Consider the following 22,971-nt stretch of genomic DNA (forward strand, 5'->3'; position numbering starts at 1 on the left):
CCGATCCGGGCCGCCCGTGCGGCGTGCTTGCATACTGCGGTGTTCGCCGCGTGGGTCGTCAGGTTGCGCTGGGTCGTCGTCGGGTTCTGGCTGGCGGTCACGATCGCCGGGGCCGTGTTCGGCGGCGGGTTGTTCGACCGCCTGAGCAGCACCGGCACCAACCGGCCGGACAGCGAGTCGGCCGTCGGGCAGCGGCACATCGACGAGCTCACGCCCACCGGCTCGCAGGTGTTCGCGGTGGTGGAGGGGGCGGACCCGTACGACCCCGGCCTGGTCGCGAGCATCGGCTCGGCGGCGCGGGAGATCCGCGCGATGCCCGGGGTCAAGGAGGTCAACGACCTCTACACCGGCGTCGGCGGCCGCATCGGCGCGGACAACCGCAGCGTGAGCGTGCAGGTGGAGCTCCAGCCGGGCCTGGCCGACGCGCCGCGCGAGGCCCTCGAGGACCGGGTGCGCGCCCGCCTCGAGCGCATCCAGGCGCCCAGCGTGCAGGTCGGCGGGGACAAGCTGGCCGAGCGCGCGTTCGCCGACCAGTCCGTGCACGACCTCGCGATCGGCGAGAGCGTCGCCTTCGCGGCCCTGCTCGTCGCGCTGTACCTCTTCTTCGGCGGCTTCCTCGCCGCCGCGCTGCCGCTGGCCGTCACGGTCGCGAGCGTCACCGGGTCGCTGCTCGTCCTGCTCGGGCTGAGCCACGCGACGAAGGTCAGCGAGTATTCCCTCAACGTCGTGACGCTGCTCGGAATCGGGCTGGCGGTCGACTATTCCCTGCTCATCGTGGCCCGGTACCGCGAGGAACGGCTCCACCACGAGCCGGACGAGGCGCTGCGGGTCGCCGTGCGCCGGTCCGGCCGCGCGGTCGCGATCTCGGGCCTCGCGGTGACGCTGACCCTGGCCGGGCTGACCGCGTTCGCCGAGCCGCTGCTGGCCTCGGTCGCCCTGGGCGGGGCGGCGGTCGTGGCGCTGGCGACGCTGTCGGCGCTGACGCTGGTCCCCGCGCTGATCTCGCTCACCGGCGACCGGATCAGACCCGCCACCACGGTCCGCTGGGGCGGCCTGCTGGCCCGGCTGGCCGCGCGAGCGCAGCGGGATCCGTCCCGGGTGGCCCTGCTCGCGACCATCGGGCTGCTGGTGCTCGCCGCGCCCCTGCTCGGAGCCAACCTCGCCAACTCCGACGCACGGGCGCTGCCGAGCTCGAACGAGGCGCGCCGGGCGTACGACGTGATGGAGTCGAAGTTCCTCAACGGCACTCCGCCGACGGTCTCGGTGCTGCTGCAGGCCGGCCCGGAGCGCGCGGACGTGCGGGATCTGATGAACCGGATCGCCGGGCAGCTGTCGGCCGAGGTCCTGCGCCAGGACGTGCGCGCCGACGTCCCGGCCGGCTGGACGATCCTCGACCTGACCCCCAAGGGCGGCGTCGGCGACCGGCAGAGCTACGACCTGGTGCGCAACGTCCGCGCCCTGCCCACGCCCTACGCGAAGTGGGTGACCGGCCCGGCGGCCGAGGTCGTGGACTACCGCGACTCCCTCGCCGGACGCCTGCCCGCGGCCGCGCTCGTCGTCCTGCTCGTCACCGTGGTGCTGCTGTTCTGGCTGACCGGCTCGGTGGTCATCCCGCTCAAGGCCGTACTGATGAATCTGCTGACCCTGGCCGCGACGCTCGGCGTGCTGATCGTCGTGTTCCAGTGGGGCTGGGGCCAGGTGCCGCTCTTCTTCGACTCGTGGGGCGGGCTGGACCTGACCACGCCGGTCCTGCTGTTCGTGTTCATCTTCGGGCTGTCCATGGACTACGAGGTCTTTCTGCTCGCGCGGATCAAGGAGGAGTACGACCACCGCCCCGACACCGACCGGGCGGTGCTGCGCGGGATCACCCGCTCGGGCCCGGTCGTCACCGCGGCGGCGATCTGCATCGGGATCGTGTTCCTGGGCTTCGCCGCCGGCGGGCTGGTCGCCGTGAAGGAGATCGGCGTCGGCATGGCGGTGGCGATCCTGCTCGACGTGACCGTCGTGCGCGGCCTGCTGCTGCCGGCGCTCATGGGGATGCTCGACCGCTGGAACTGGTGGCCGCGCAAGTCCTGACCGAATATTGACAATGGTCGTAGTTCCGACGGCTGGCTACTGCCGCGGGCTCCGGCTCAGTAGCCTTCGACAACATGTCTCCCGTTGCGGATCATGATCCGCGCAATGCCGGGGCAGGCTTCGCCGCGACGCTGCGAGCCAGCCGCCTGGAGCGGGGACTCACCCAGGATGAGCTGGCCGCCCGGTCCGGGCTGGGCGTGCGCACCCTTCGCGAGCTCGAACGCGGGCGCGTCGCCCGGCCGCAGCGCAACACCCTCGCCCTGCTGGCCGACGCGCTCGACCTCACCGGCTCGGCCCGCGAGGCGTTCCTGAACTCGGCCACGAACCGCAACCTCGGCCCGCGGCACGACAGCGTGGCCCGCCGCTCCCGGCACGTGGAGAATCCGGTCGTCGCGCCGCTGCCGGTGCCGAGCCACGCGGCCCGCACCGCGCTGCCGCTGCCCACGATGCCGCCCCTGGTCGGGCGCGACGCGGACATCGCCGAGCTGCTGGGCCTGCTCGGGCCGAGCTCGGCCGAGGTCATCGCGCTGATCGGGATGGCCGGGGTCGGCAAGACCGGGCTCGCGCACGCGGTCGCGCACCGCACGGTGGCCGGCGGCTGGACCGCGGTCTCGGTGACCGTCACGAACATCTCCCAGCCCACCGACATCTTCTCCGCCGTCGCGGCCGTCTTCGGCGTGGCCCGGGCCGAGGAGCTCATCGAGCGCTTCGGCGACCATCAGCACGGTGAACGGGCGCCGGCCGCGCTGCTGGTGCTCGACGGGGTGGACCACTCGCCCCGGGCCGCGGCCGAGGCCATCGCGTGGCTGCGGGCCCGGGTGCCGGCCCTGCGCGTGCTGGTCACCAGCCGCCGCCCGCTCGCCGGGGACCTGCCGGGCGTCGTGGACTGGCAGGTGCACCCGCTCGAGGTGCCGGTCGGACGGCGGCTCGGCCCGGCGGAGCTGCGCCGGGTGCCGGCCGTGGCGCTGTTCGTGGAGCGGCTGCGGGCGGTACGGCGCGAGCCGGTCCGGGACGACGAGCTGGCCACGATCGCGGAGCTGGTGCGCCGATTCGACGGGCTGCCGCTCGCCATCGAGCTCGCGGCCGCGCGCGGGCGGGTGCTGGAGCTCGGGGAGCTGCTGGCGCGGTACGGCAACCGCGTCCTCGACCTCGCCGCCACCGACCCGGCCGGCCGCCGGCTGCGCGACGCCGTCGCCGACAGCTACGCGCTGCTGGCCGAGCACGAGCAGGCGGCCCTACGCCGGCTGTCGGCGTTTCGCGGGAAGTGGTCGGTGGAGCTGGCCGAGGCGCTGCTCGACGGGGTGGTCGACGACGTCGAGGCGGTGCTCGACCGGCTGGTCGGGCTGGGGCTGGTGAGCGTGCGCGGCCCGGGCGACCTGCGCTTCCGGCTCCTCGACGTGGTCTTCGACTTCGCCGCCGAGCGCTGCGCCGACGCCGGGGAGCTGCGCCCCGCCCGGCTGCGGCACGCCGAGGTCGTCACGCGCGCGGCGGTGCGGATCTCGGCCGAGCTGACCGGCCCGGGCAGCGCCGCGGCGGTGCTGCGGCTGGACTACCTCAACACCGACATTCGCACGGCGCTGCGGTACGCCTCCGTCCGTGAGCCCGAGCTCGCGCTGCGGCTCGCCGGGGCCATCCCGCGCTGGTGCCGGCTGCGGGGGCGCGATGTCGAGGGCTTCCACCTGCTGCGGCGGCTCCTCGACGACCGGCGCGCGGCGGGCTGCGATCCCGTGACCCGGGCCTGGGCGCAGGTCGGCGCGGCGATGCTCGCGACGGCGCACGGGCGCGGGGTCGGCGAGCTGTGCGCGACCGAGGCGGCCCTGGCCGTGCTCGCCGCGCGGGGCGACGTCACCGGCGAGCTCACCGCGCGGGCCGTCCTCGCCGGGATCTGGCAGGCGCTCGGCGGCAGTGACGAGGCCCGCGGGCACAACGAGGCCGCCCTCAGCCTGGCCATCCGCTCCGGGCGGGCGCGCGAGATCGCGGTCGTGCAGAACAACCTCGCCTGGCACGACGTGCTCGCCGGCGACCTGGCCGCGGCCGGGCGGCGGCTCGAGGGCGCGGGGCGGCGCGCGCTGGAGGCGGGCGACATCCGGCTGCGGGCGCTCACCGAGGCCAACCTCGCCGAGATCGCCCGGCTCGACGGCCGCTTCGATGAGGCGATCGCGCTGGCCCGGCGGGCCGCGACCGCGATCGCCGAGGTCGGGGACCCCACGCACCGGATCCGGGTGCTGGGCACCCTCGGCCAGGCGTTCGCCGAGAGCGGGCAGGCGGGCGAGGCGTCCGCGGTGCTGTCCGAGCTCGCCGCGGTGCCCGGCAGCGCGGGCATGGCGGCGCTCGTCAACGGCTATCTGGCGCTGGCGCGCGGGGCCCGGGCCGCGGCCGCGGCCGCGTTCGAGTCGGCCGCGAACCTCCTGGCCGGCCGCGACGACGTCCGCGACGTGCTCGAGGCGCTCGTCGGCCTGGCGGTGAGCGCCGAGCCGGCGGGGCGGGAGCGGGCGCTGTCAGATCTCGCGGGGGTGCGGGAGCGGGCCCGGATCCGGCTCCTGCCGCGCGAGCACCGGCTGCTCGACCGGCTTGTGGGCACGGACGAAGACCCCCTGGGTGCGTTGACACGCCGGCCCACCTAACTTCGTCCGTGCCGGAAAAACGCTAGACGAGGCACAAGCGGACGAAAGTGGCAAGTCGGACCTTCGTTCCGGACCTGCCGGTGGTTCTGCCGGTGCCCGATTTGTCGAGCGGCATCGACGGGCGTATTGGTTGAGGGGTGCCTCAGGCGGCAGTGCGCATCGACGGAACGCCGGAGGTGGCGTCCGGGCGGACCGCGTCGCGGATGGTCCGCAGGCCGCCGAGCAGGGTCTCCAGCTCGGCCGGGCCCAGGCGCCCGGTGAACCACTGCTCGATCAGGGCGACGTGGCCGGGCAGCACCTCGCGCATCTTGGCCAGCCCGCGCTCGCTGATGACGGTGAAGGAGCCGCGGCGGTCGGTCGGGCAGGCCCGGCGCGCGGCCAGGCCGTCGCGCTCGAGGCGGTCGACCACGCGGGTCACGCCGCTCGTGGACAGGCCGGTCTGCGCGGCGAGGTCGGTCATGCGCAGCTCGCCGCCCGGGGAGCGGGCCAGGCGCACCAGCACCTCGAAGTCGACGTTGCCGAGGCCGTGCTCGGCGAGCTGGACGTTGAGCCGCGCGTTCACGCCGGTGAAGGCCTCCACGAACAGCCCCATGGCGGTGATTCGCGGATCTTCCAGCATTTCGTCGGTCACGGTGCGAGTCTAACAGAGAACTTGACGGACGAGAGTCTGCTGAGTGTATATTTGCGGCGACAATCTTCTTCGCAACAGCACAACCGAGGGAGTCACCATGACGGCACCCACCAACACCCGCGATTACAACGGCCTCACCATCCCGACCGCCGGCAAGTTCGAGATCGACCCGGCCCACACGCGGGTCAGCTTCGTCGCCCGGCACATGATGGTCAGCAAGGTGCGCGGCGGCTTCACCAGCGCCAGCGGCAGCATCGTCGTCGCCGAGGACCCGCTGGAGTCGACCGTCGAGGTCAGCATCGACGCGGCCAGCATCGACACCGGCGTGGCGGACCGGGACGGCCACCTGCGCAGCCCCGACTTCCTGCACGTGGAGCAGTGGCCGACCCTCACCTTCAAGAGCACGCGCGTCGTGGGCCTGTCCGGCAACGAGTTCAAGCTCGTCGGCGACCTGACCATCCGCGACGTCACGCGCGAGGTCGAGCTCGACGTGGAGTTCGAGGGCCACGCGAAGAGCCCGTGGGGCCAGGAGGTCATCGGCTTCTCCGCGACGACCGAGATCGACCGCGAGGAGTTCGGCATCACCTGGAACCAGGCCCTCGAGACCGGCGGCGTGCTCGTCGGCAAGAAGGTCAAGATCGAGATCGGCGCCGAGGCCGTCCGTCAGGGCTGACGCCGAACCGGCGATTGGCCAGGCTTTGCCGGATATAACGGCAAGGCCGGAGTTTGACCATCGTGCAGAGGGTGGGCGAAATCTCCCACCCTCTGCAAGGTTCCGCTCACCCCCTGCTGCCATCACGTCCCTTTTGTCCCTAGCGGTACCTCTGGAACTCCTCCTAACGTGAGGGGTCCAAGAGGGGGCCAGGGGGCGAGGCATGGGCCAGGACGTCACACGGGGTGCTTTCTCGCGTGAGGACCGCGCTCGATACCGGCGCAAGGTACGTAGCTGCCTCGACGTCTTCGCGCTCATGCTCAACGACTTCAGCTTCGACTCCGACCGGCCCATGACGGGCCTGGAGATCGAGGTCAACCTGATCGACCCGGACGCGCAGCCCGCCATGCGCAACGCCGAGGTGCTGGCCGACCTGGCCGACCCGTCGTTCCAGACCGAGCTGGGCCAGTTCAACCTCGAGATCAACGTCGCGCCGCGGGTCATCGAGGGCGACGGCCTGGAGGTGTACGAGCGCGAGGTCCTCGCCAGCCTCCTGCACGCCGACGAGCGGGCCCGCAAATCCGACGCCCGCCTGGTGCTGATCGGCATCCTGCCGACCCTGCGGCCCGAGCACCTGGTGCTCGCGAACATGTCGAACGACCCGCGGTACATGCTGCTCAACGATCAGATCATCAACGCGCGGGGCGAGGACATCGCGCTCGACATCCGCGGGCACGAGCGGCTCGAGGCGCAGTCGGACTCCATCGCCGGCGAGTCGGCGTGCACGAGCGTGCAGTTCCACCTCCAGGTCGCGCCGGAGGCGTTCGCGCAGGCGTGGAACGCGTCGCAGGCGATCGCGGGCATCCAGGTCGCCGTCGGGGCCAACTCGCCGTTCCTCTTCGGCCGGCGCCTGTGGGCCGAGACCCGCATCGCGCTGTTCGAGCAGGCCACCGACACGCGGCCGGAGGAGCTCAAGGCGCAGGGCGTGCGGCCGCGGGTCTGGTTCGGGGAGCGCTGGATCACCTCGATCTTCGACCTGTTCGAGGAGAACGTGCGGTACTTCCCGCCGCTGCTGCCCATCACCGAGGACGAGGACCCGGTCGCGGTGATCGAGGCCGGCGGCGTGCCCCGCCTCGGCGAGCTGCGGCTGCACAACGGCACGATCTACCGCTGGAACCGGCCGGTGTACGACATCATGAACGGCCGCCCGCACCTGCGCGTCGAGAACCGGTGCCTGCCGGCCGGCCCGACCGTCGTCGACCAGCTCGCCAACGCCGCGTTCTACTTCGGGCTGGTGCGGGAGCTGTGCGAGCAGGACCGGCCGATCTGGACGCAGATGTCGTTCTCGGCGGCCGAGGAGAACTTCCACGTCGCCGCCCGCGAGGGGCTGGACGCGCACGTCTGGTGGCCCGACCTCGGCGAGGTGCCGGTCGGCGACCTCGTGCTGCGCGAGCTGCTGCCGCTCGCCGAGGCCGGGCTGGACCGCTTCGGCGTGGCGCCCGCGACCCGCGACCGGCTCCTCGGGGTGATCGAGGGCCGGTGCCGCACCGGGGTCAACGGCGCCGCCTGGCAGACGCGCGTCGTGGCCGACCTCGAGGAGCGCGGTCTCTCGCGGTCCGACGCGCTGCGGACGATGCTGCAGCGGTACGCCGAGGGCCTGCACGAGAACGTTCCCGTGCACACCTGGCCGATCTAGAGACCCATCGAGCGCGAGATGATCATGCGCTGGACCTCGGACGTGCCCTCGCCGATCTCCAGGATCTTGGCGTCGCGGTACATGCGTCCGACCGGCGTCTCGTTCATGAAGCCGTATCCGCCGTGCACCTGCGTCGCCTCGCGCGCGTTGACCATGGCGGCGTCGCTGGACGCGAGCTTGGCGATGGCCGCCTGGCGCTTGAAGTCGCGCCCGGTGACCAGGCGGCTCGCCGCGTCGTAGTAGGCCAGCCGCGCGGTGTGCGCCCGGCTCTCCATATCCGCGATCTTGAACTGGATCGCCTGGTACTCCCCGATCGCCTTGCCGAACGCGCGCCGCTGCCGCGCGTAGGCGACGGACTCGTCCACGCAGCCCTGCGCGAGGCCGACCCCGAGCGCGGCGAACGCGACCCGGCCCTCGTCCAGGATGCGCAGGAACTGGGCGTAGCCGCGGCCCCGCTCGCCGAGCAGGTTCTCGGCCGGCACGCGCACGTCGTCGAAGCTCAACTCGTGGGTGTCCGAGGCGCACCAGCCGACCTTGGAGTAGGCGGGCTGGACGGTGAACCCGGGCGTCCCGCTCGGCACGATGATGGCCGTGAGCTCCTTGCTGCCGTCGGGGTTGACGCCGGTGACCGCGGTGACCGTGACCAGCGCGGTGATGTCGGTGCCGGAGTTGGTGATGAAGGCCTTGGAGCCGTTGATCACCCACTCGCCGGTCTCCTGGTCGAGCACCGCGCGGGTCTGGGTGCCGGAGGCGTCGCTGCCGGCCCCGGGCTCGGTCAGGCCGAACGCGGCCAGGGCCTCGCCCGAGGTGAGCTTGGGCAGCCAGCGCTCCTTCTGGGCCGGCGTGCCGTACCGATAAATGGGCATGGCGCCGAGCGAGATCCCGGCCTCGAGGGTCACCGCGATCGAGGAGTCGACGCGGGCCAGCTCCTCCAGGGCGATGCACAGGGCGAAGTAGTCGCCGCCCATGCCGCCGTACTCCTCCGGGAACGGCAGCCCGAACAGCCCCATCTTGCCCATCTGGCGGACCAGGTCGTAGGGGAAGGCGTGCCGCTCGTAGTAGTCGCCGATCACCGGCGCGACGACGTCGTGGGCGAACTCGCGAACGCTCTCGCGCAGCGCCTCGAGCTCCTCGCCGAGCATGAAGTCGACCATGACGAATGCCCTTCTAAACCGGAGTCACGCCGTGACGGCGACGGGAGAACGTGCGGTCCTTGGCCCGGGCCGCGGTGAAGCGGCGCACCAGCTCGCCGCGCAGGGCCGCCGGCTCGACGATCGTGTCGACGACGAGCTCGCTGGCCAGCCGCATGATGTCGATGTCGCGCTCGTAGTCGGCGCGCATTCGCGCCACGAACGCGGCCCGTTCGCCCTCGTCCGCGATCGCGGCGATCTTGTTCGCGTAGACCGCGTTGACCGCCGCCTCCGCGCCCATCACGGCGATCTTGGCGGTCGGCAGCGCGATGGTGGCGTCGGGCTCGAAGCCCGGGCCGGCCATCGCGTAGAGGCCGGCACCGTAGGCCTTGCGCATGACCACGCAGATCTTGGGTACCGTCGCCTCGGAGATGGCCGTGATCATCTTGGCCCCGTGGCGGATGATGCCCTGCTTCTCCACCGCCGAACCGACCATGAAGCCGGGAACGTCGGCCAGGAACAGCAGTGGCACGTTGAAGGCGTCGCAGAGCTGGACGAACCGTGTGGCCTTGTCGGCGGAGTCGACGAAGAGCACGCCGCCCTTGAACATCGAGTTGTTGGCGACCACCCCGACCACCCGCCCGTCGAGCCGGCCGAAGCCGACGGTGAGCTCGCGGGCCCACAGCGCGTGGATCTCGAAGAAGGAGCCCTCGTCGAGCAGGCCCTTGACGACCTTGCGCATGTCGAAGGCCTGGCGCTCGCTCGCCGGGATCTCGGGCAGGCCGGTCTCGGCGCGGGCCTCGGCGACCGGGGGCTCGGCGGTCCAGTTCGACGGGAGGTAGGAGAGGTAGTGCCGGATGGTCTCGATCGCGTCGTGCTCGGTCTTGCACAGGAAGTGCCCGACGCCGCTCTCGGCGCAGTGCACCCGGGCGCCGCCCATCGCCTCGAGGGTGGTCTTCTCGCCGGTGACCATCTCGACCATGCGGTCGGACCCGAGATACATCGAGGCGTTGCCCTCGACCATGGCCACGACGTCGCAGAAGGCCGGGATGTAGGCGCCGCCCGCCGCGGAGGGGCCGAAGAGCGCGCAGGCCTGCGGGATGCTGCCGCTGGCCCGGACCTGGGTGTGGAAGATCTTGCCGGCGCCGCGCCGGCCGGGGAAGAGCTCGACCTGGTCGGTGATTCGCGCGCCGGCGGAGTCCACGAGGTAGACCATCGGGACACCGGTGTCGTAGGCCCGCTCGATGATGCGAATGATCTTCTCGACGGTGCGGGCGCCCCAGGATCCGGCCTTGACGGTGGAGTCGTTGGCCATGAGGCAGATCGGCCGCCCGTCGACGGTCGCCGCTCCGGTGATCACGCCGTCGGCCGGGAGGCCGTCGGCCAGGGCGTTGGCGTAGAGCCCGTCCTCAACGAAGGATCCCTCGTCGACGAGCAGGGCGACGCGTTCGCGGGCGAAAAGCTTGCCGCGGGCGGCATTGGCCGCGTGGTACTTCTCCGCGCCGCCGGCCTCGACCCGCTTGCGCGTCTGATTGAGGGCATCACCCTCCATGGTGCGACCTCCGCGTCGGCTGCCTGAACGATCGTTCATGTCTAACGATCGTTCAGGTTAGCCGACGCGGAGGTGAAGTTCCAACAGCGTGGACTTCTTCGCTGCTACGACGGACCTTCCGGACACGGGTCGGCGTGCGCCATGGGGTCCGGGTACCCCCTGCGGATCAGGGGGTACCGCTATCGCGTCAGCAGGAGTAGGCCAGCGCCCCGCCCGAGCTCTGCGCCTGCGAGAAGCCCAGGATCGAGACCGCGTTGCCGCTGATGTTGACCGGCAGCTGGATGGTGGTGTTGGCCTGGTTGCCGTTGAGCAGGCCCGCGTTGAACCCGGTGGTCCAGTCGCCGCAGCCGCCCTTCACCGCGGTGGCCCCGCCGTTGCCCATGCCGTTGCCCCGGCCGTCGTGGTGACGGTGGTGACGACGGCCGCCGTTGTCCCAGCCGCCGTTGTCGTCGCCGTTGCCGTTGCCGTTCCCGTTGCCGTTCCCGTTGCCGTCGTACCCGTTGTCGCCGTTCGCGGCGGCGTTGCCGTAGCCCGGGTTGCTGGCGGCGGACAGGCCCGCGCCGGTGCCGTTGTGGTGCTTCTTGCCGGTCTTGGCGTGCTCGCCCAGGTCGATCGACTTCTTCTTGCTCGCCTTGTGCGTCTTCGACGCGTTGTTGGCGGCCGCACCGGTGTCGCTGGCGTCGCCGGACGCGTTGGAGTAGGCACCGTTGCTCTGGCCGTTGTCGTCGCCGTAGCCGCCGTTGGCGTTGCCGTTGCCGTCGTCGCCGTAGCCGCCGTTGCCGTTCCCGTTGCCGTTGCCGTTCCCGTGGCCGTGGCCGTGGCCGTGGTGGCCGCCGCCGTTGCCCTGGCCCTGGCCGTCGCCCATGCCGCCGTCACCCTTGTAGGCGACCGCGCCGCCGCCGCAGCTGGCGCTCGAGAAGCCGAGGATGGCGATCGAGTTGCCGCAGAGGTTGATCGGCAGCTGGAGCGTGGTGTCCAGCTGGTTGCCGTTGAGCAGGCCGGCGTTGTAGCCGGTGGTGTGGCTCGCCTCGGTGGTCGCGCTCTCGGTCTGGGCGCTCTCGCCCTTGACCGCCCAGGCGCCACCCTGGCTGGACGCGCCCGCGAAGCCCAGCAGCGCGATCGCGTTGCCGGAGATGTTGACCGGGGCCTGCAGCGTGGTGTCGAACTGGTTGCCGTTGAGCAGGCCCGCGTTGTAGCCCGAGGTCCAGTCCTCGGTCCGGTTCGCGGCGCTCTCGGTGTAGTCGCCGTTGGCGGCGGCGTTGTAGTCGCCACCGTTGCCGTTGCCGTTGCCCTGGCCGTTGCCGCCACCGTGGTGACGGTGGTGACGACGGCCGCCGTTGTCCGAGCCGTTGACGTCGCCCTTGACGGCGGTCGCGCCGCCGGCCGAGGAGGCGCTGGAGAAGCCGAGCACCGAGACGGCGTTGCCGCTCACGTTGACCGGCACCTGCAGCGTGGTGTCGAGCTGGTTGCCGTTGGCCACACCGGCGTTGTAGCCGGAGGTCCAGTCCTCGGTGGTGGCGCTCTCGGTGGCGCTGGCGCTCTCGGTCTTGACCGCGGTGGCGCCGCCGCCGCAGTTCGCGTCGGCGAAGCCGAGCACGGCGATCGAGTTGCCGCAGACGTTGACCGGCACCTGCAGCGTGGTGTCGAACTGATTGCCGTTCAGCAGGCCGGCGTTGTAACCCGTCGTCCAGTCGGCGTGCGCGGCCCCGCCCGAGACGAGCAGGAAGCCCGCGGAAAGCACACCCACGTTGAGCGACTTACGAACCCACGTCTTCATGGGGATTTGAGACCCTTCGGTAGTTATTGATCCTCGGTACTGCAAGGAAGTGGGCGCGGTACGGAGTCATGAACCCGCGTGCGGGCAGGCTCTATCCGGCTCCGCCCTGTCGACGTGCGCCCTGGTTGTTTCGTATTGCGTGTTTCAGATGCCGCGATGTGCTCAATGCGGGTCCGCTAAGACCTAGGCAACGTTCCGTCGGCCCGCAACGCGTCGCGGCGGCTGGCCGGAACGGCCTCAGTCGGGTGAGACTGTCGGCTTCTCGGCTGCTAGCAGCCGCAATTCGACGTCCTCGACCGCGTCCGGCCGGAAGGTCAGCACCTTCGTGCCGACCGGCGCGGCGGGCAGCACGGCGGCGGAGCCACTCTCGTGGTTGAGGCCCGAGCCGGAGCTCGGCAACCCCGAGGCGAGGCCGGCCGCCGGCGGCGCCGGAATGGGCGCCGGGCGGGGCAGCAGCGGCACGTGGTTCGCGCCCTGCGCAACGTTCCGGTCCACGACCGGCATGGCGTGCGCGCCGTTCAGCGCCTCGGCGGCCCGCAGGACGCGGAGGCGGTCGGCGGCACGTACGGCGACGGCCGGGTCGACGCCGGCACGGGAGGTGCCGGTCGCCGCGGCGGCGATGTCGCTCGCGGACCCGACCCGGACCGGCACGGCCTGGACGGCCGGCTCCTGCATCCGCTTCTGGTGGGTCCTGGTGATGCCGGCCTTTGCCGGCCTCTTGGTGCTCGTGTGCTTGACACTCGACACGTCAGCCGTCGTCGAGCGGGCCGCACGGTCCACGGTTTGGACCGGCGCCTTCGTGAGTGTCACCGTCCGGTACACGGTCCCGGTCACGGCCCCGGTGACCGTACCGGTCACGGGTGCGGCGGCCTGCGCCACCGGGCTCAGCACCGTGAGCACGGTGCCGGTCAGCAGGTCACCTTGCTGGTGGTCCGGACCCGGTTGCGGCCGGGCCGGCCGGTGCTGGAGAACCTGGTGCTGGTCGCCGCTCATGCCGGTGTGCCGCGCGCCGCCGTCGCCGATGAGCAGGTTGGTCACCGGCGTGAGCAGCGTGGGCTGGTCGGAGTCGATCGAGCCGCTGGAGGCGTGCGCCGCGGAGGCCGACAGCAGCCAGGCCACACCGGCAAACCCGGCGACCACCAGACCGCGAACGGCGTATTTCGCGCAGCGGGAAACGGCCGGCAGCGAAGCCGTGCGCGGGTTGCGCTCGCTCCTCGACTGGGCCATGTCCGCCTCTCAGTACGGGCTCAATGTCGGGCATACGCCCCACATGTGACTCTTTCCGTACTGAGCAACGAACCGCCCCGGCCGGGGACACGCCACAACACCGGGCGAATCGGACACAAGCCTCACAGGGGGAGTCTCGGACCCGCTTTCAGCACTCCCGACGGCAGCTCCCGCCCCACGATCTCCTGGGCCAGGCGCGCGGCCTCGATCAGCGCTCCGAGGTCGATTCCGGTGTCGTACCCCATGTCGTGCAGCATGTGCACGACCTCCTCGGTCGCCACGTTGCCGGTGGCGCCCGGCGCGTAGGGGCACCCGCCGAGCCCGCCCACGCTCGCGTCGAACTCGGTGATCCCCAGCCGCATCGCGGTCAGGATGTTGGCCAGCGCCGTGCCCCGGGTGTTGTGGAAGTGCAGCAGCAGTGGCAGGTCCGGGTGCCGTTCACGCACCGGCCCGATGACGTCCTCGACCCGCCGCGGCGTGCCCATCCCGGTGGTGTCGCCGAACGCGACCCGGTCGGCGCCGTCGGCCACCACGCGGTCCACGATCCCGGCGACCCGCTTGGGGTCGATGTCACCCTCGAAGGGGCAGCCGAAGCTGGTCGCGATGATCACCTCGGCGCTCGCGCCGGCCGCGTGGAGCAGATCGATCAGCCCGGCGATGTCGTCCAGCGACTCGTCGGTCGAGCGGTTCACGTTGCGCCGGTTGTGCGTGTCCGACGCGGAGACGACGACCTCGATCTCGGTGAACCCCGCGGCGATCGCGCGCTCGGCGCCCTTCGTGTTGGGCACGAGGGCGCTGTACCGCACGCTGGGGTTCTTCTTCGCCCGCTCCCACACCTCGCCGGCGTCGGCCATCTGCGGGATCGCCTTGGGATGGACGAACGAGACCGCCTCGATCCGCCCGACCCCGGTGCCGGAGAGCGCGTCGAGCAGCTGGACCTTGTCGGCGGCCGGGACGGGGTCCTCGTTCTGCAGCCCGTCCCGCGGTGCCACCTCACGCATCGAAATCATTGCTTCGTCCTCATGCGTCCGACGATTCCAGTGTCGTAGTCGCCGCTGGTGAACTCGGGGTTGTCCAGCAGCTCGGCGAAGAACGGCAGGTTCACCTTCGGCCCGGCGACCTCGAAGCCCGCGACGGCGGCGCGCAGCTTGTCCAGCGCGTCGGCCCGGTCGGCGCCGTGCACGATCAGCTTGGCCAGCAGTGAGTCGTAGTTCGGCGTCACGATGTTGCCGTCGGCATACCCGGAGTCGACGCGAACACCCTCGCCGGCCGGCTCGGTCCACGTGGTGATCGCACCGGGCCCGGGCAGGAAGCGCTTGGGGTCCTCGGCGTTGACCCGCACCTCGATCGCGTGCCCGGTGACCGCGAGCGCGTCCGGGTCGAAGCTCGGCGCGAGCCCGGAGGCGACCCGCAGCTGCTGCTCGACCAGGTCGACGCCGAACACCGCCTCGGTGATCGGGTGCTCGACCTGCAGCCGCGTGTTCATCTCGAGGAAGTAGAACCGGCCCGCGTCGGGGTCGAAGAGGCACTCGACGGTGCCGGCGTTGCGATACGCGACCGCCTCGCCCGCTCGCACGGCCGCCGTCAGCAGGTCGGCGCGCTGCTGCGGGGTCAGCGCGGGCGAGGGGGTTTCCTCGACGAGCTTCTGGTTGCGCCGCTGCACGGAGCACTCGCGCTCGCCCAGCGCCACGACGCGCCCGTCGGCCAGACCCAGAATTTGTACCTCGATGTGCCTGACCCGCGGGAAGTAGCGCTCGATCAGCACGGAGCCGTCGCCGAACATCCGCTCCGCGAACGCGCGCACCTTGTCGTATTCGGCCCGCAGCCCGTCGGCGTCGTTCGCGACCGCCATGCCCATGCCCCCGCCGCCGGCCGCGGCCTTGACCATGACCGGGAACCCGATCGCCTCGGCCGCCCGCAGGGCCGCGTCCGCGCTCGTCGCCGGGTCGGTCGTGCCGGGCGCCACCGGTACCCCCGCCGCCGCCATCAGATTGCGAGCGTTGATCTTGTCGCCCATCGCCGCGATGGCCTCCGGCCCCGGCCCGACCCAGATCAGCCCGTTGTCCACGACGGCCTGGGCGAAGGCCGCGTTCTCCGACAGGAAGCCGTATCCGGGGTGGATGGCCTCGGCGCCGGTCGCCTTCGCCGCAGCGAGCACGGCCTCGGCGTTGCGATACGACTGGGCCGGGTTCGCGGGGCCGATCGGCACCGCCTCGTCGGCCTCCCGGACGAAGGGCAGATCGGCGTCCGCCTCCGAGTGCACCGCGATGGTCCGGATGTTGAGTCGGCGCGCGGTGCGCAGGACCCGGCGGGCGATCTCACCCCGGTTGGCGACGAGCAACGAGGTCAGCATGTTTCTCCTGTGGACAAGTCTGTGGAAAGGAATGCAGCGACCCTGTGGATAACCAGATTTTGGCTGGTCAACACGGTGACGCCTGTCGTTGCGCGTTCAGCCTCACGACGCATTCCGGTCCACCGCTCGTTACCCCTTTTCCGCCTCTGACCCCTGCAGGGCCGACAGCGTCGCGGCCCGCAGCAGCTCGGCGCGGCGGACGCGGTCGACCTCGCCACCCAGGAACGGCGTCGAGTTCATGAGACCGAACGCGGCGTGGGCCAGCACGCGGGCTTCCCCGTCGTTGAGCTCTCCGCCGCGCAGGGCGGTGAGCGTGGCGACCCACTCCTCGACGTAGAGGCGCTGGAGCCGGCGGATCTGGCGCCGCGGCTCCTCGGGCAGCCGGTCGAGCTCATGCAGGTGCAGCGCGATGACCGCGGGGTTGGCCAGCGCGAACTCGACGTGGAAGTCGACGAGCGCGGCGAGCGCGGCCCGCGGGTCGTCGCCCGCCTCGGCGATGTGCGCCTGACCGCCGGCGAGCAGCTGCTCGCTGACCGGGATGAGCGCGGCGGCGAGCATGGCTTCCTTGCCCGCGAAGTGGTGGTAGAGCGCGGGCCCGGTCACGCCGGCGGCCGCCCCGATGTCGTCCATGGACACGCCGTGATACCCGCGCGCGGCGAACAGGCCGACGGCGATCTCGAGGATCTCCTCGCGCCGGGAACGCCGCCCGGCACCGCGAGTCTGAGCGGGCGGACGTACGGCTTGCCGTTCCAGCGTCATTGGAAAAGCCTATCCCCCTGTCAAGCCTCGGGCTGAACGCTCGTTAAGTCAATCACACCTCGTCACTGCCCCTGCGCCGACCCACCCTTGCGTCAACCCGCGCCCGCCGCGCCCCTGTTTCGACGCGAAACCGCGCCCGATTCCACCCACCACGCACTCCCAGCCGCCCCCTCTTCACACGACGGGTCGGCATCGCGGCCGCGAGGCCCTCGGCCCGTCGGAACCACGGCCGCCCAGCACGCCCATCTTGAGCAGGGAACTCTCGCCACCCTCGGGCGCCAGTTCCGGCCACGCACCCGCGCCGCCCAGCCACCCGTGCGTCGTGCAAACCGCACGAAGTCACGAAGGCCCGTTACCGGCAAGGCGGCAGGTGACGTTCCTCGGGCTCGACGTCGGCAAGGACGCCATCACGCGGTGGCGCTGGACCGTGAGGGCGGGCGGCTGCGCGATGCCGCGCTGGTCGTCGGCTTCGGCGGCGGAGCCGGCGCTGATCTGCGCCAGGCTGTGCCGGCAGGCCAGCAGGTCCCGGACCAGATCCCGCAGGACCGGGTTCCCGGCCAGCTTCGGCGTCTTCGGCCGGGCCCGGCGGCGTTCGGCGCGCTGCTGCGCGGCGAACGGCCGGTAGCCGCCGCCGTCCGGGTCCCGGTTCCAGGCGATCTCCCGGCTGACCGTGCACCGCGGCCGACCCAACTCCACCGCGACCGCCGCCTGCGACACACCCGCAAGCAACCGGTCACCGCACGCTCCGCCAACAACGGCATACACCCCTGCAGGCGACGACTCTCCCGAATCTCGAACACGGCAACCCCTGATCAAGCCAGGCGTTGCAACGACCCCCTGAAACCGGGGCCGGGGCATAAGTCCGATATGTCGCGGCGCGAGGCGCCCGACTTGTCGGCAAACTGCCGCGCCGAAGCAACACACGCCCCAGCGCGGCAGCAGCCGACCAACTACTCAGACAGATACTTGCCCCGGACCTCATCGGCCTCGTCGGACCGCCCCTGCGCCTCCAGCGACTCCGCCAGCATCCACGCCGAGTTCTGCTCCAACTGCGACCCCCGCGGCACCGCCCCCAGCACCGACCGCAGCCGAGCCTCGGCCCCCGCCGGGTCGCCCGCGCGCATCAGGGTCTCCGCGTGCAGGAAGTCGGCGTCGAGGGCGTCGCTCAGGGAGCCGATCGCGCGCAGCGCCTCCGCCGCGCTCGCCGAGCGGGTCGCGGCGTCGTCCAGGCGGCCCGCGCCGATGTGGATGCGCGCCGCGTCGGTGTCGAGCATGGCGCGCTGCCAGATCAGCCAGGGCTCGGACTCGTCCACGGTGCCGTCGAGGGAGCGGGCCAGGGCGTCGGCCTCGGCCAGGGCGTCCAGCGCCGCCGGGATGTCGCCCGCCCAGCGCAGGGAGAGTGCGCGCAGGCGCCGGGTGTACATCTCGGCCTGGACGATGCCCGCCGCGCGGAACGCCTCCGCCGCGGCCGCGAACCGCTCGGCGGCCTGGGCGTCGCGGTCGGCCTCGTAGAGCAGCTGGGCCGCCTCCTGCAGCATCCGGCCGCGGGCGGGCAGGTTGTCGTAGCCGTCGAGGTTGGTCGCCAGCGTCTTGAGCAGGCCGAGCGCGAGGTCGAGCTCGCCGAGCTCACGGTAGACGCGGGAGAGCAGGTAGCGGGTCTGGTCCGCCTGGTCCTGGGCGCCGACCCGGTCCAGCGCGTCGAGCGCGCTCTCCGCGGCCTCGGCCGCGTCCATGGACTGGCCGGCCTGGTGGTAGGCGGTGGCGAGGTCGTAGCGCAGCAGCGCCGCGGGCACGTCCTCGCCGTGGGCCACGTGGTCGGCGACCGCCTCCACCAGGTCGTCGATCGCGCTGTCGGGGCGGTCGGCGGCGAGGCGGGAGCGGGCCCGGCCCACGAGGGCGGACAGGCGGTAGTTGCGGTCGGAGGCGAGGGCGAGCGCCTGGTCGAACCCGGCGGTCGCGTCGTCGAAGCGCTCGAGGTTGCCCAGCGCGTGGGCGCGGATCAGCGCCGGAATGCCGGCCGCGGGCGGGGTGCCGATCTCGGCGTATCCGGTCAGCGCCTCCTCCGCCGCGACCACTGCCTCGTCGTAGCGCTCGAGCACGAGCAGTGCCCGGGCGCGCCGGGCCTGCAGCTCGGCCCGCAGCGTGGCCTTGGCCGGCCGCTCGTCGACGGCGGCGTCGACGGCCGCGAGCGCCTCCTCCGGCCGCTCCAGGCGCATGAACGCGCCCTCGGCCCGCAGCCGTGCCTCGGCCCGCAGGTCGGCGTCGGCGTCGGGGTGGGCGACGATCCGCTCGGTCAGCGCGGTGAGCTCGGCCAGCATCTCCTCGTCGGGCCGGCGGGCGAGCACCCCGCGCGAGTCGGCGGCCAGCGCCTGCAGGTCGTGGCCGAGCGCGCGGTGGGCCTCGGCGGTCTCGCGGAACAGGGCCTCGGCCGCCGTGCCGCCGTCGTCGCGGATGGCGGTGAGCCGGGCCCGGCCGTCGAGGCGGCGCACGGCCAGCTCGGCCGGCGGGTCGGGGTGCAGCTCGTCGAAGCGGGCGAACGCGGCCTCGACGGCGTCGATCCGATGCTCGTCGTAGAGCTGCCAGGCCCGATCCATGAGCGCCGTCGCGTCCGTGGGCAACTCCTCGACCGGCACGGGCGGCACCACTGCGGCCTCGGTGCGGCGCGCCACCGCGCTCAGCGGCAGGTGCCCGACCAGCGGCGCCGCGCCGAGCAGCGCCTCGATCCGCCCGGAGACCGCGTCCGAGCCGTTGCGCTCGTCGAACTTCGCGGCCCAGTCGCGGGCCCGCGCGGCCAGGTCGGCGCCGAGCTCGCCGGCGGTCGACGCGCCCAGCGGCAGGGCCGGGTCGAGCCGGCCGAGCAGCAGCGCCGACGCCGCGCAGAACCACATCTCGGCCTGCGGGCTGGGCGAGCGCTCCAGCCACGGCAGGTGCCGCTGCACCATCTCCAGGCCGCGGGTCTCGTTGCCCGTCCGCGCGCAGAACTCGATGTGGTCGGCGACGCTCTGCATGTCGGCGAGGTTGCCGCGCAGCCGGCGGTAGGCCTGCCGGTGGGCGTCCGCCGCCTCGCTCAGCCGGCCGGTGCGCGCGTAGGGCACCATCAGCGAGGTCAGGATCGACTGCGGCTGCTCGACGCAGGTCAGCCGCCCGGCGAGCACCGGCGCGGCCATGGCCACCGCCTCCTCGTCGAGGCCCCGGCTGACGAGGTGGTCGACCTTCTCGCCCGGGTCGCACCCGGCGCAGTCGGAGTTGCCGTCGCGGGGCGCGGCGTTCCACTTCGCATACCAGTCGTCGGCCGACGGATCGCCCACGTGCGCGGCGACCTGGTAGCGGTAGGCGTAGACGGCGTGCAGGCTGTGCCCGCCCGCCCGGAACCGGCGCTCCATGTCGTCGAGCACGTCGTAGGTGCGCCCGAGCGGGACGGCGGGGAACTTCAGCAGGCCGTTGACCATGTACTTGAAATGCCAGAGCAGCATGTGCTCGTCCTGCTCGTCGAAGCGCTCCGGGTGCGCGTCATACTCCGCGCGGCACCACGAGAACGTCACGAACGACTTGGCCGTCTCACCGCCGTGCACGTAGGCCGTGGTCGCGAACAGCCGCGAGGCCAGCCGCAGCTCGTCGTGGCCGCCCGCGTCGGCGTGCTGCATCACCTGCTCGACCAGCGCGATCTGGGCCCCGCCGTAGGGCATCTGGTAGGCCTCGCGGAGCAGCGACCACAGCTCCTCTTCACTCTTCATGTCCGACCGCCTTGTTGAGCAGACCCAGGAAGGAGCCGTTGAGCAGCGCGGCGTCGGCCGGCCGCAGCGGATGATGGCCGAGCAGCAGGGCCTGGCCGTAGAGCCCCTCGACCGCGAGCCGGACCAGGTCCGCGTCGGGGATCTCGGTGACCCGCCGCACGAGCGGGTTGCGGTAGTTGAGCACCAGCTGGGAGCGGTCCTGCTCGTCGGTGCGGGCGAGGGCGTCGAGCACGTCGGCCCACACGTCGTCGACGCGCTCGCGGGTGGCCCGCAGCTCGGCCGCGAAGGAGGCCGAGCGGCTGGTCAGGTACATCGCCGGGACCCCCGCCGGGTCGAAGGAGCGCAGCACCACCTCGCACCCGAGGCGGTCCAGCGCGCGCTGGGCCAGCTGCACGAACGGGCGCTTGGCCAGCTCGACCTCGGGCTCGAGCGCGTCGAAGGCGGTGCTGAGGTCGCCCGGCTCGACCCGCTCGATGAGCGCGCCCGGCTCCACGTGCGGCAGCCGCTCGATGATCTCGGTGTCGTAGATGTATCCGGCGTTGACCAGCGGCAGCCCCTGCGCCGCGGCGACCGCGCCGATCTGGCGGAACTCGTCGAGCTGGGCCGAGTAGCGCACGAGCCCGTGCTGGGCCCGGAAGTCGGCGAGCGTCATGCGGCCGGTGTTGGTCTCCATCGGCCACCAGCGGTCGACCAGGCGCAGCATCTCGTCGTCGTGCAGCGCGAGCGCCTTGACCCCGAGGTGGTGCACGTCGAGGAACTCGCCCAGCCGGCGCGGGTTGCGCCCGGCGAGCTGCATCAGCCAGCCCCGCAGCTGGTCGCCGAGGGCCTCGCGGGTCGCCTCCAGCAGCGAGTCCTCGTAGAGCGCCTCGCGGCTCGCGGTCGGGCGCAGCTCGCTGGTGTCGATCACGCAGCGGGCGAAGAACGCCCAGGGCGGCAGCACCCCCTCGGCCCCCTCGGCGAGCAGCATCCGCTTGAGATAGACCCGGTGGCCGGCCCGTGCCGCCGGGTTGGCCGGCGTGGGCAGCACGAACGCGACCCCGGTGAGCCCGGACTCGGGCACCTTGAGGTCGATCACGTCGAAGGGAACAAAACCGAAGACTTCCCGGCAGTACTCACTGAGCCGCTCCCGGCGCCCCGCGGCCCCCGGCCGCCAGGGCAGCCCCTCGCCGCTGATCGGCACCCCGGCGATCTCGACCCGGAAGGGCAGCAGCGAGCCGTAGAGCGCGGCCAGCTCGACGACGGTCCGCCGCTTCAGCCACTCCTCGGCGTCGCGGCGCGGGACGAGCGTGACCGTCGTGCCGGTCTCGGCCCGATACTGGCCGTCGGTCTCGACGCTGTAGCGCCCGTCGGCGTAGCCCCGCCACAGCACCGCCGGCCCGTCCGCGGCCCTGGTCAGCACCCGGATCTCGTCGGCGACGAGGAAGCAGGACAGCAGGCCGATGCCGAACTGCCCCAGGAAGTCGTGGCGGGCGAAGCCGAGGTCGTCGCGCTTGGAGCTGCGCCCGATGGTGGCGAGGAACTGGTGCACCTGCTCCTCGGTGAGCCCGATGCCGGTGTCGATGACCCGCAGGGTGCCGTCGCCGGTGACGTCGGGCGGCTCGATGGTGATCGCGGCCGGGGCGCCCGGGTCGGCCGAGCGGCGGGCCGTGATCGCATCGACGGCATTCTGCAGCAGCTCCCGGACGTAGACCCGGGGGCTCGCGTAGAGGTGGTGGCTGAGCAGGTCGACGATGCCGCGCAGGTCCACTTGGAACGTCCGATCCACGCGGGCACGCTACCTCGTGGGTGTGACATTTCCCGACCCGTTTCGGTCGCGATGATCGTCCTGCTGGCAGTACACCTGGAAAATCTCCGGCCGTCATCGACTATCTTCGGCCGGTGAATCTTCCCGCCGCGGCCGCGAGCCTGACCGGTCTGTCCGTCGGGGACGCGCTGGGCGCCCCGTTCGAGATGAAGCCCGCGATGGCCGACGGCGCGGTGTTCGAGCCGCCGCCCGCGCCCTGGCGGTGGACCGACGACACGGAGATGGCCTGCACGCTGTTCGAGGCGCTGCGGCGCGACGGGCACGTGGACCAGGATCGCCTGGCCGTCGCGTTCGCCCAGCGCTGGAGCGCCGACCGCGGGTACGGCCGCGGCTCCGTCTCCCTGCTCACCGACATCCGCGCCGGGGTGCCCTGGCGCTCGGCCGCGAGCGCGCTGTTCTCCGGGCGCGGCTCGGCCGGCAACGGGGCCGCGATGCGGGTCGCGCCGCTGGGCGCCTTCTTCCGCGCCGACCCCGATCTCGCCGCGCGCGAGGCGGTGCTGTCCGCCGAGGTGACCCACCGGCACCCGGAGGGCGTGGCCGGCGCGGTCGCGGTCGCCCTGGCCGCCGCGCACGCCGCCGGCGACCGGCCGGCGGGCACGCCGAGCCTCCTGCGCCAGGTGCTGCACCACCTGCCGCCGTCGGACGTGCGGGACGGGATCGCACGGGCGACCCGGATCGCGCCGGGCACCGACTCGCGGGAGGCCGCGGCCGATCTCGGCAACGGCTCCCACGCGCTGGCGCAGGACACGGTGCCGTTCGCGCTGTGGGTGGCGGCGGCGCACCTCGAGGACTACCCGGCGGCGCTGGAGGCCTGTGTGCGGGCGGGCGGCGACGTCGACTCGGTCTGCGCGATCGTGGGCGGGGTGGTCGCGGCTCGGGTCGGTACGGCCGGCATTCCCTCCGAATGGATCGGCGCTCGTGAACCGCTCCCGGATTGGCTCCAGAGGCCGTAGTCA

16 protein-coding genes are annotated in these 22,971 nt (G+C 72.5%); 5 read left to right on the plus strand and 11 right to left on the minus strand.

Annotation, left to right across the window (positions count from 1 at the left end; genetic code table 11):
* The first annotated feature begins 39 nt into the window (after positions 1-39).
* Both AC6JBM_RS43705 and AC6JBM_RS43710 read left to right on the plus strand, forming a co-directional pair.
* On the plus strand, positions 40-2,076 hold the full coding sequence (locus AC6JBM_RS43705; protein WP_497979608.1) for an MMPL family transporter: 2,037 nt from the start codon (positions 40-42) through the stop codon (positions 2,074-2,076).
* 74 nt (positions 2,077-2,150) lie between these two features.
* Entirely contained in the window at positions 2,151-4,700 is a 2,550-nt protein-coding gene (locus tag AC6JBM_RS43710) for an ATP-binding protein (protein ID WP_497979609.1), read from the plus strand.
* Positions 4,701-4,842: 142 nt separating this feature from the next.
* Here AC6JBM_RS43710 and AC6JBM_RS43715 read toward each other — a convergent pair whose 3' ends face one another.
* Positions 4,843-5,331, minus strand: coding sequence for a MarR family winged helix-turn-helix transcriptional regulator (locus AC6JBM_RS43715; RefSeq protein WP_497979610.1), 489 nt, complete (start codon positions 5,329-5,331; stop codon positions 4,843-4,845).
* Positions 5,332-5,428: 97 nt separating this feature from the next.
* Here AC6JBM_RS43715 and AC6JBM_RS43720 point away from each other — a divergent pair, with 97 nt between their 5' ends.
* Both AC6JBM_RS43720 and AC6JBM_RS43725 read left to right on the plus strand, forming a co-directional pair.
* A complete protein-coding gene (locus AC6JBM_RS43720) occupies positions 5,429-6,004 on the plus strand; it encodes a YceI family protein (RefSeq protein WP_350622656.1) in 576 nt (191 codons plus the stop codon).
* A gap of 202 nt (positions 6,005-6,206) precedes the next feature.
* Entirely contained in the window at positions 6,207-7,679 is a 1,473-nt protein-coding gene (locus tag AC6JBM_RS43725) for a glutamate-cysteine ligase family protein (protein ID WP_497979611.1), read from the plus strand.
* On the opposite strand, the gene AC6JBM_RS43730 is transcribed toward AC6JBM_RS43725, so the two are convergent.
* The 10 genes from AC6JBM_RS43730 to AC6JBM_RS43775 form a co-directional block, all read right to left on the minus strand.
* The gene (locus AC6JBM_RS43730; protein WP_350622652.1) at positions 7,676-8,833 is read right to left on the minus strand and encodes an acyl-CoA dehydrogenase family protein; all 1,158 of its coding nucleotides are present in this window, start codon (positions 8,831-8,833) and stop codon (positions 7,676-7,678) included. The genes AC6JBM_RS43725 and AC6JBM_RS43730 overlap by 4 nt on opposite strands.
* Before the next feature lie 13 nt (positions 8,834-8,846).
* Positions 8,847-10,361 (minus strand): acyl-CoA carboxylase subunit beta, encoded by a 1,515-nt coding sequence (locus tag AC6JBM_RS43735; RefSeq protein ID WP_497979612.1) that lies wholly within the window; start codon positions 10,359-10,361, stop codon positions 8,847-8,849.
* 187 nt (positions 10,362-10,548) lie between these two features.
* Positions 10,549-12,138, minus strand: a complete 1,590-nt coding sequence (locus tag AC6JBM_RS43740) for a chaplin family protein (protein WP_497979613.1) — start codon at positions 12,136-12,138, stop codon at positions 10,549-10,551.
* A gap of 237 nt (positions 12,139-12,375) precedes the next feature.
* Positions 12,376-13,365, minus strand: coding sequence for a hypothetical protein (locus AC6JBM_RS43745; RefSeq protein ID WP_497979614.1), 990 nt, complete (start codon positions 13,363-13,365; stop codon positions 12,376-12,378).
* A gap of 122 nt (positions 13,366-13,487) precedes the next feature.
* Positions 13,488-14,375: a hydroxymethylglutaryl-CoA lyase gene (locus AC6JBM_RS43750; protein WP_497979615.1), complete on the minus strand. Its 888-nt coding sequence runs from the start codon at positions 14,373-14,375 to the stop codon at positions 13,488-13,490.
* Positions 14,372-15,718, minus strand: a complete 1,347-nt coding sequence (locus AC6JBM_RS43755; protein WP_497979616.1) for an acetyl-CoA carboxylase biotin carboxylase subunit — start codon at positions 15,716-15,718, stop codon at positions 14,372-14,374. Before AC6JBM_RS43755 ends, AC6JBM_RS43750 begins: the two co-directional genes overlap by 4 nt.
* A gap of 129 nt (positions 15,719-15,847) precedes the next feature.
* The gene (locus tag AC6JBM_RS43760; protein WP_350622640.1) at positions 15,848-16,477 is read right to left on the minus strand and encodes a TetR/AcrR family transcriptional regulator; all 630 of its coding nucleotides are present in this window, start codon (positions 16,475-16,477) and stop codon (positions 15,848-15,850) included.
* A gap of 339 nt (positions 16,478-16,816) precedes the next feature.
* Complete coding sequence (locus tag AC6JBM_RS43765; protein ID WP_497979617.1) at positions 16,817-17,173, minus strand: hypothetical protein; 357 nt, start codon at positions 17,171-17,173, stop codon at positions 16,817-16,819.
* 254 nt (positions 17,174-17,427) lie between these two features.
* Positions 17,428-20,211, minus strand: coding sequence for a hypothetical protein (locus AC6JBM_RS43770; protein WP_497979618.1), 2,784 nt, complete (start codon positions 20,209-20,211; stop codon positions 17,428-17,430).
* Complete coding sequence (locus AC6JBM_RS43775; protein ID WP_497979619.1) at positions 20,201-21,976, minus strand: HSP90 family protein; 1,776 nt, start codon at positions 21,974-21,976, stop codon at positions 20,201-20,203. Before AC6JBM_RS43775 ends, AC6JBM_RS43770 begins: the two co-directional genes overlap by 11 nt.
* Before the next feature lie 113 nt (positions 21,977-22,089).
* Here AC6JBM_RS43775 and AC6JBM_RS43780 point away from each other — a divergent pair, with 113 nt between their 5' ends.
* Positions 22,090-22,968, plus strand: coding sequence for an ADP-ribosylglycohydrolase family protein (locus AC6JBM_RS43780; protein ID WP_497979620.1), 879 nt, complete (start codon positions 22,090-22,092; stop codon positions 22,966-22,968).
* The last annotated feature ends 3 nt before the right edge of the window (positions 22,969-22,971 follow it).

Source organism: Dactylosporangium thailandense (genome assembly GCF_059739745.1).

Bases quoted from the DNA above. Each gene is read 5' to 3' on its own strand.
- AC6JBM_RS43710 (WP_497979609.1), top strand. From the start codon at position 2,151: ATGTCTCCCGTTGCGGATCATGATCCGCGCAATGCCGGGGCAGGCTTC.
- AC6JBM_RS43720 (WP_350622656.1), top strand. From the start codon at position 5,429: ATGACGGCACCCACCAACACCCGCGATTACAACGGCCTCACCATCCCG.
- AC6JBM_RS43725 (WP_497979611.1), top strand. From the start codon at position 6,207: ATGGGCCAGGACGTCACACGGGGTGCTTTCTCGCGTGAGGACCGCGCT.
- AC6JBM_RS43730 (WP_350622652.1), bottom strand. From the start codon at position 8,833: ATGGTCGACTTCATGCTCGGCGAGGAGCTCGAGGCGCTGCGCGAGAGC.
- AC6JBM_RS43735 (WP_497979612.1), bottom strand. From the start codon at position 10,361: ATGGAGGGTGATGCCCTCAATCAGACGCGCAAGCGGGTCGAGGCCGGC.
- AC6JBM_RS43740 (WP_497979613.1), bottom strand. From the start codon at position 12,138: ATGAAGACGTGGGTTCGTAAGTCGCTCAACGTGGGTGTGCTTTCCGCG.
- AC6JBM_RS43745 (WP_497979614.1), bottom strand. From the start codon at position 13,365: ATGGCCCAGTCGAGGAGCGAGCGCAACCCGCGCACGGCTTCGCTGCCG.
- AC6JBM_RS43750 (WP_497979615.1), bottom strand. From the start codon at position 14,375: ATGATTTCGATGCGTGAGGTGGCACCGCGGGACGGGCTGCAGAACGAG.
- AC6JBM_RS43755 (WP_497979616.1), bottom strand. From the start codon at position 15,718: ATGCTGACCTCGTTGCTCGTCGCCAACCGGGGTGAGATCGCCCGCCGG.
- AC6JBM_RS43760 (WP_350622640.1), bottom strand. From the start codon at position 16,477: ATGACGCTGGAACGGCAAGCCGTACGTCCGCCCGCTCAGACTCGCGGT.
- AC6JBM_RS43770 (WP_497979618.1), bottom strand. From the start codon at position 20,211: ATGAAGAGTGAAGAGGAGCTGTGGTCGCTGCTCCGCGAGGCCTACCAG.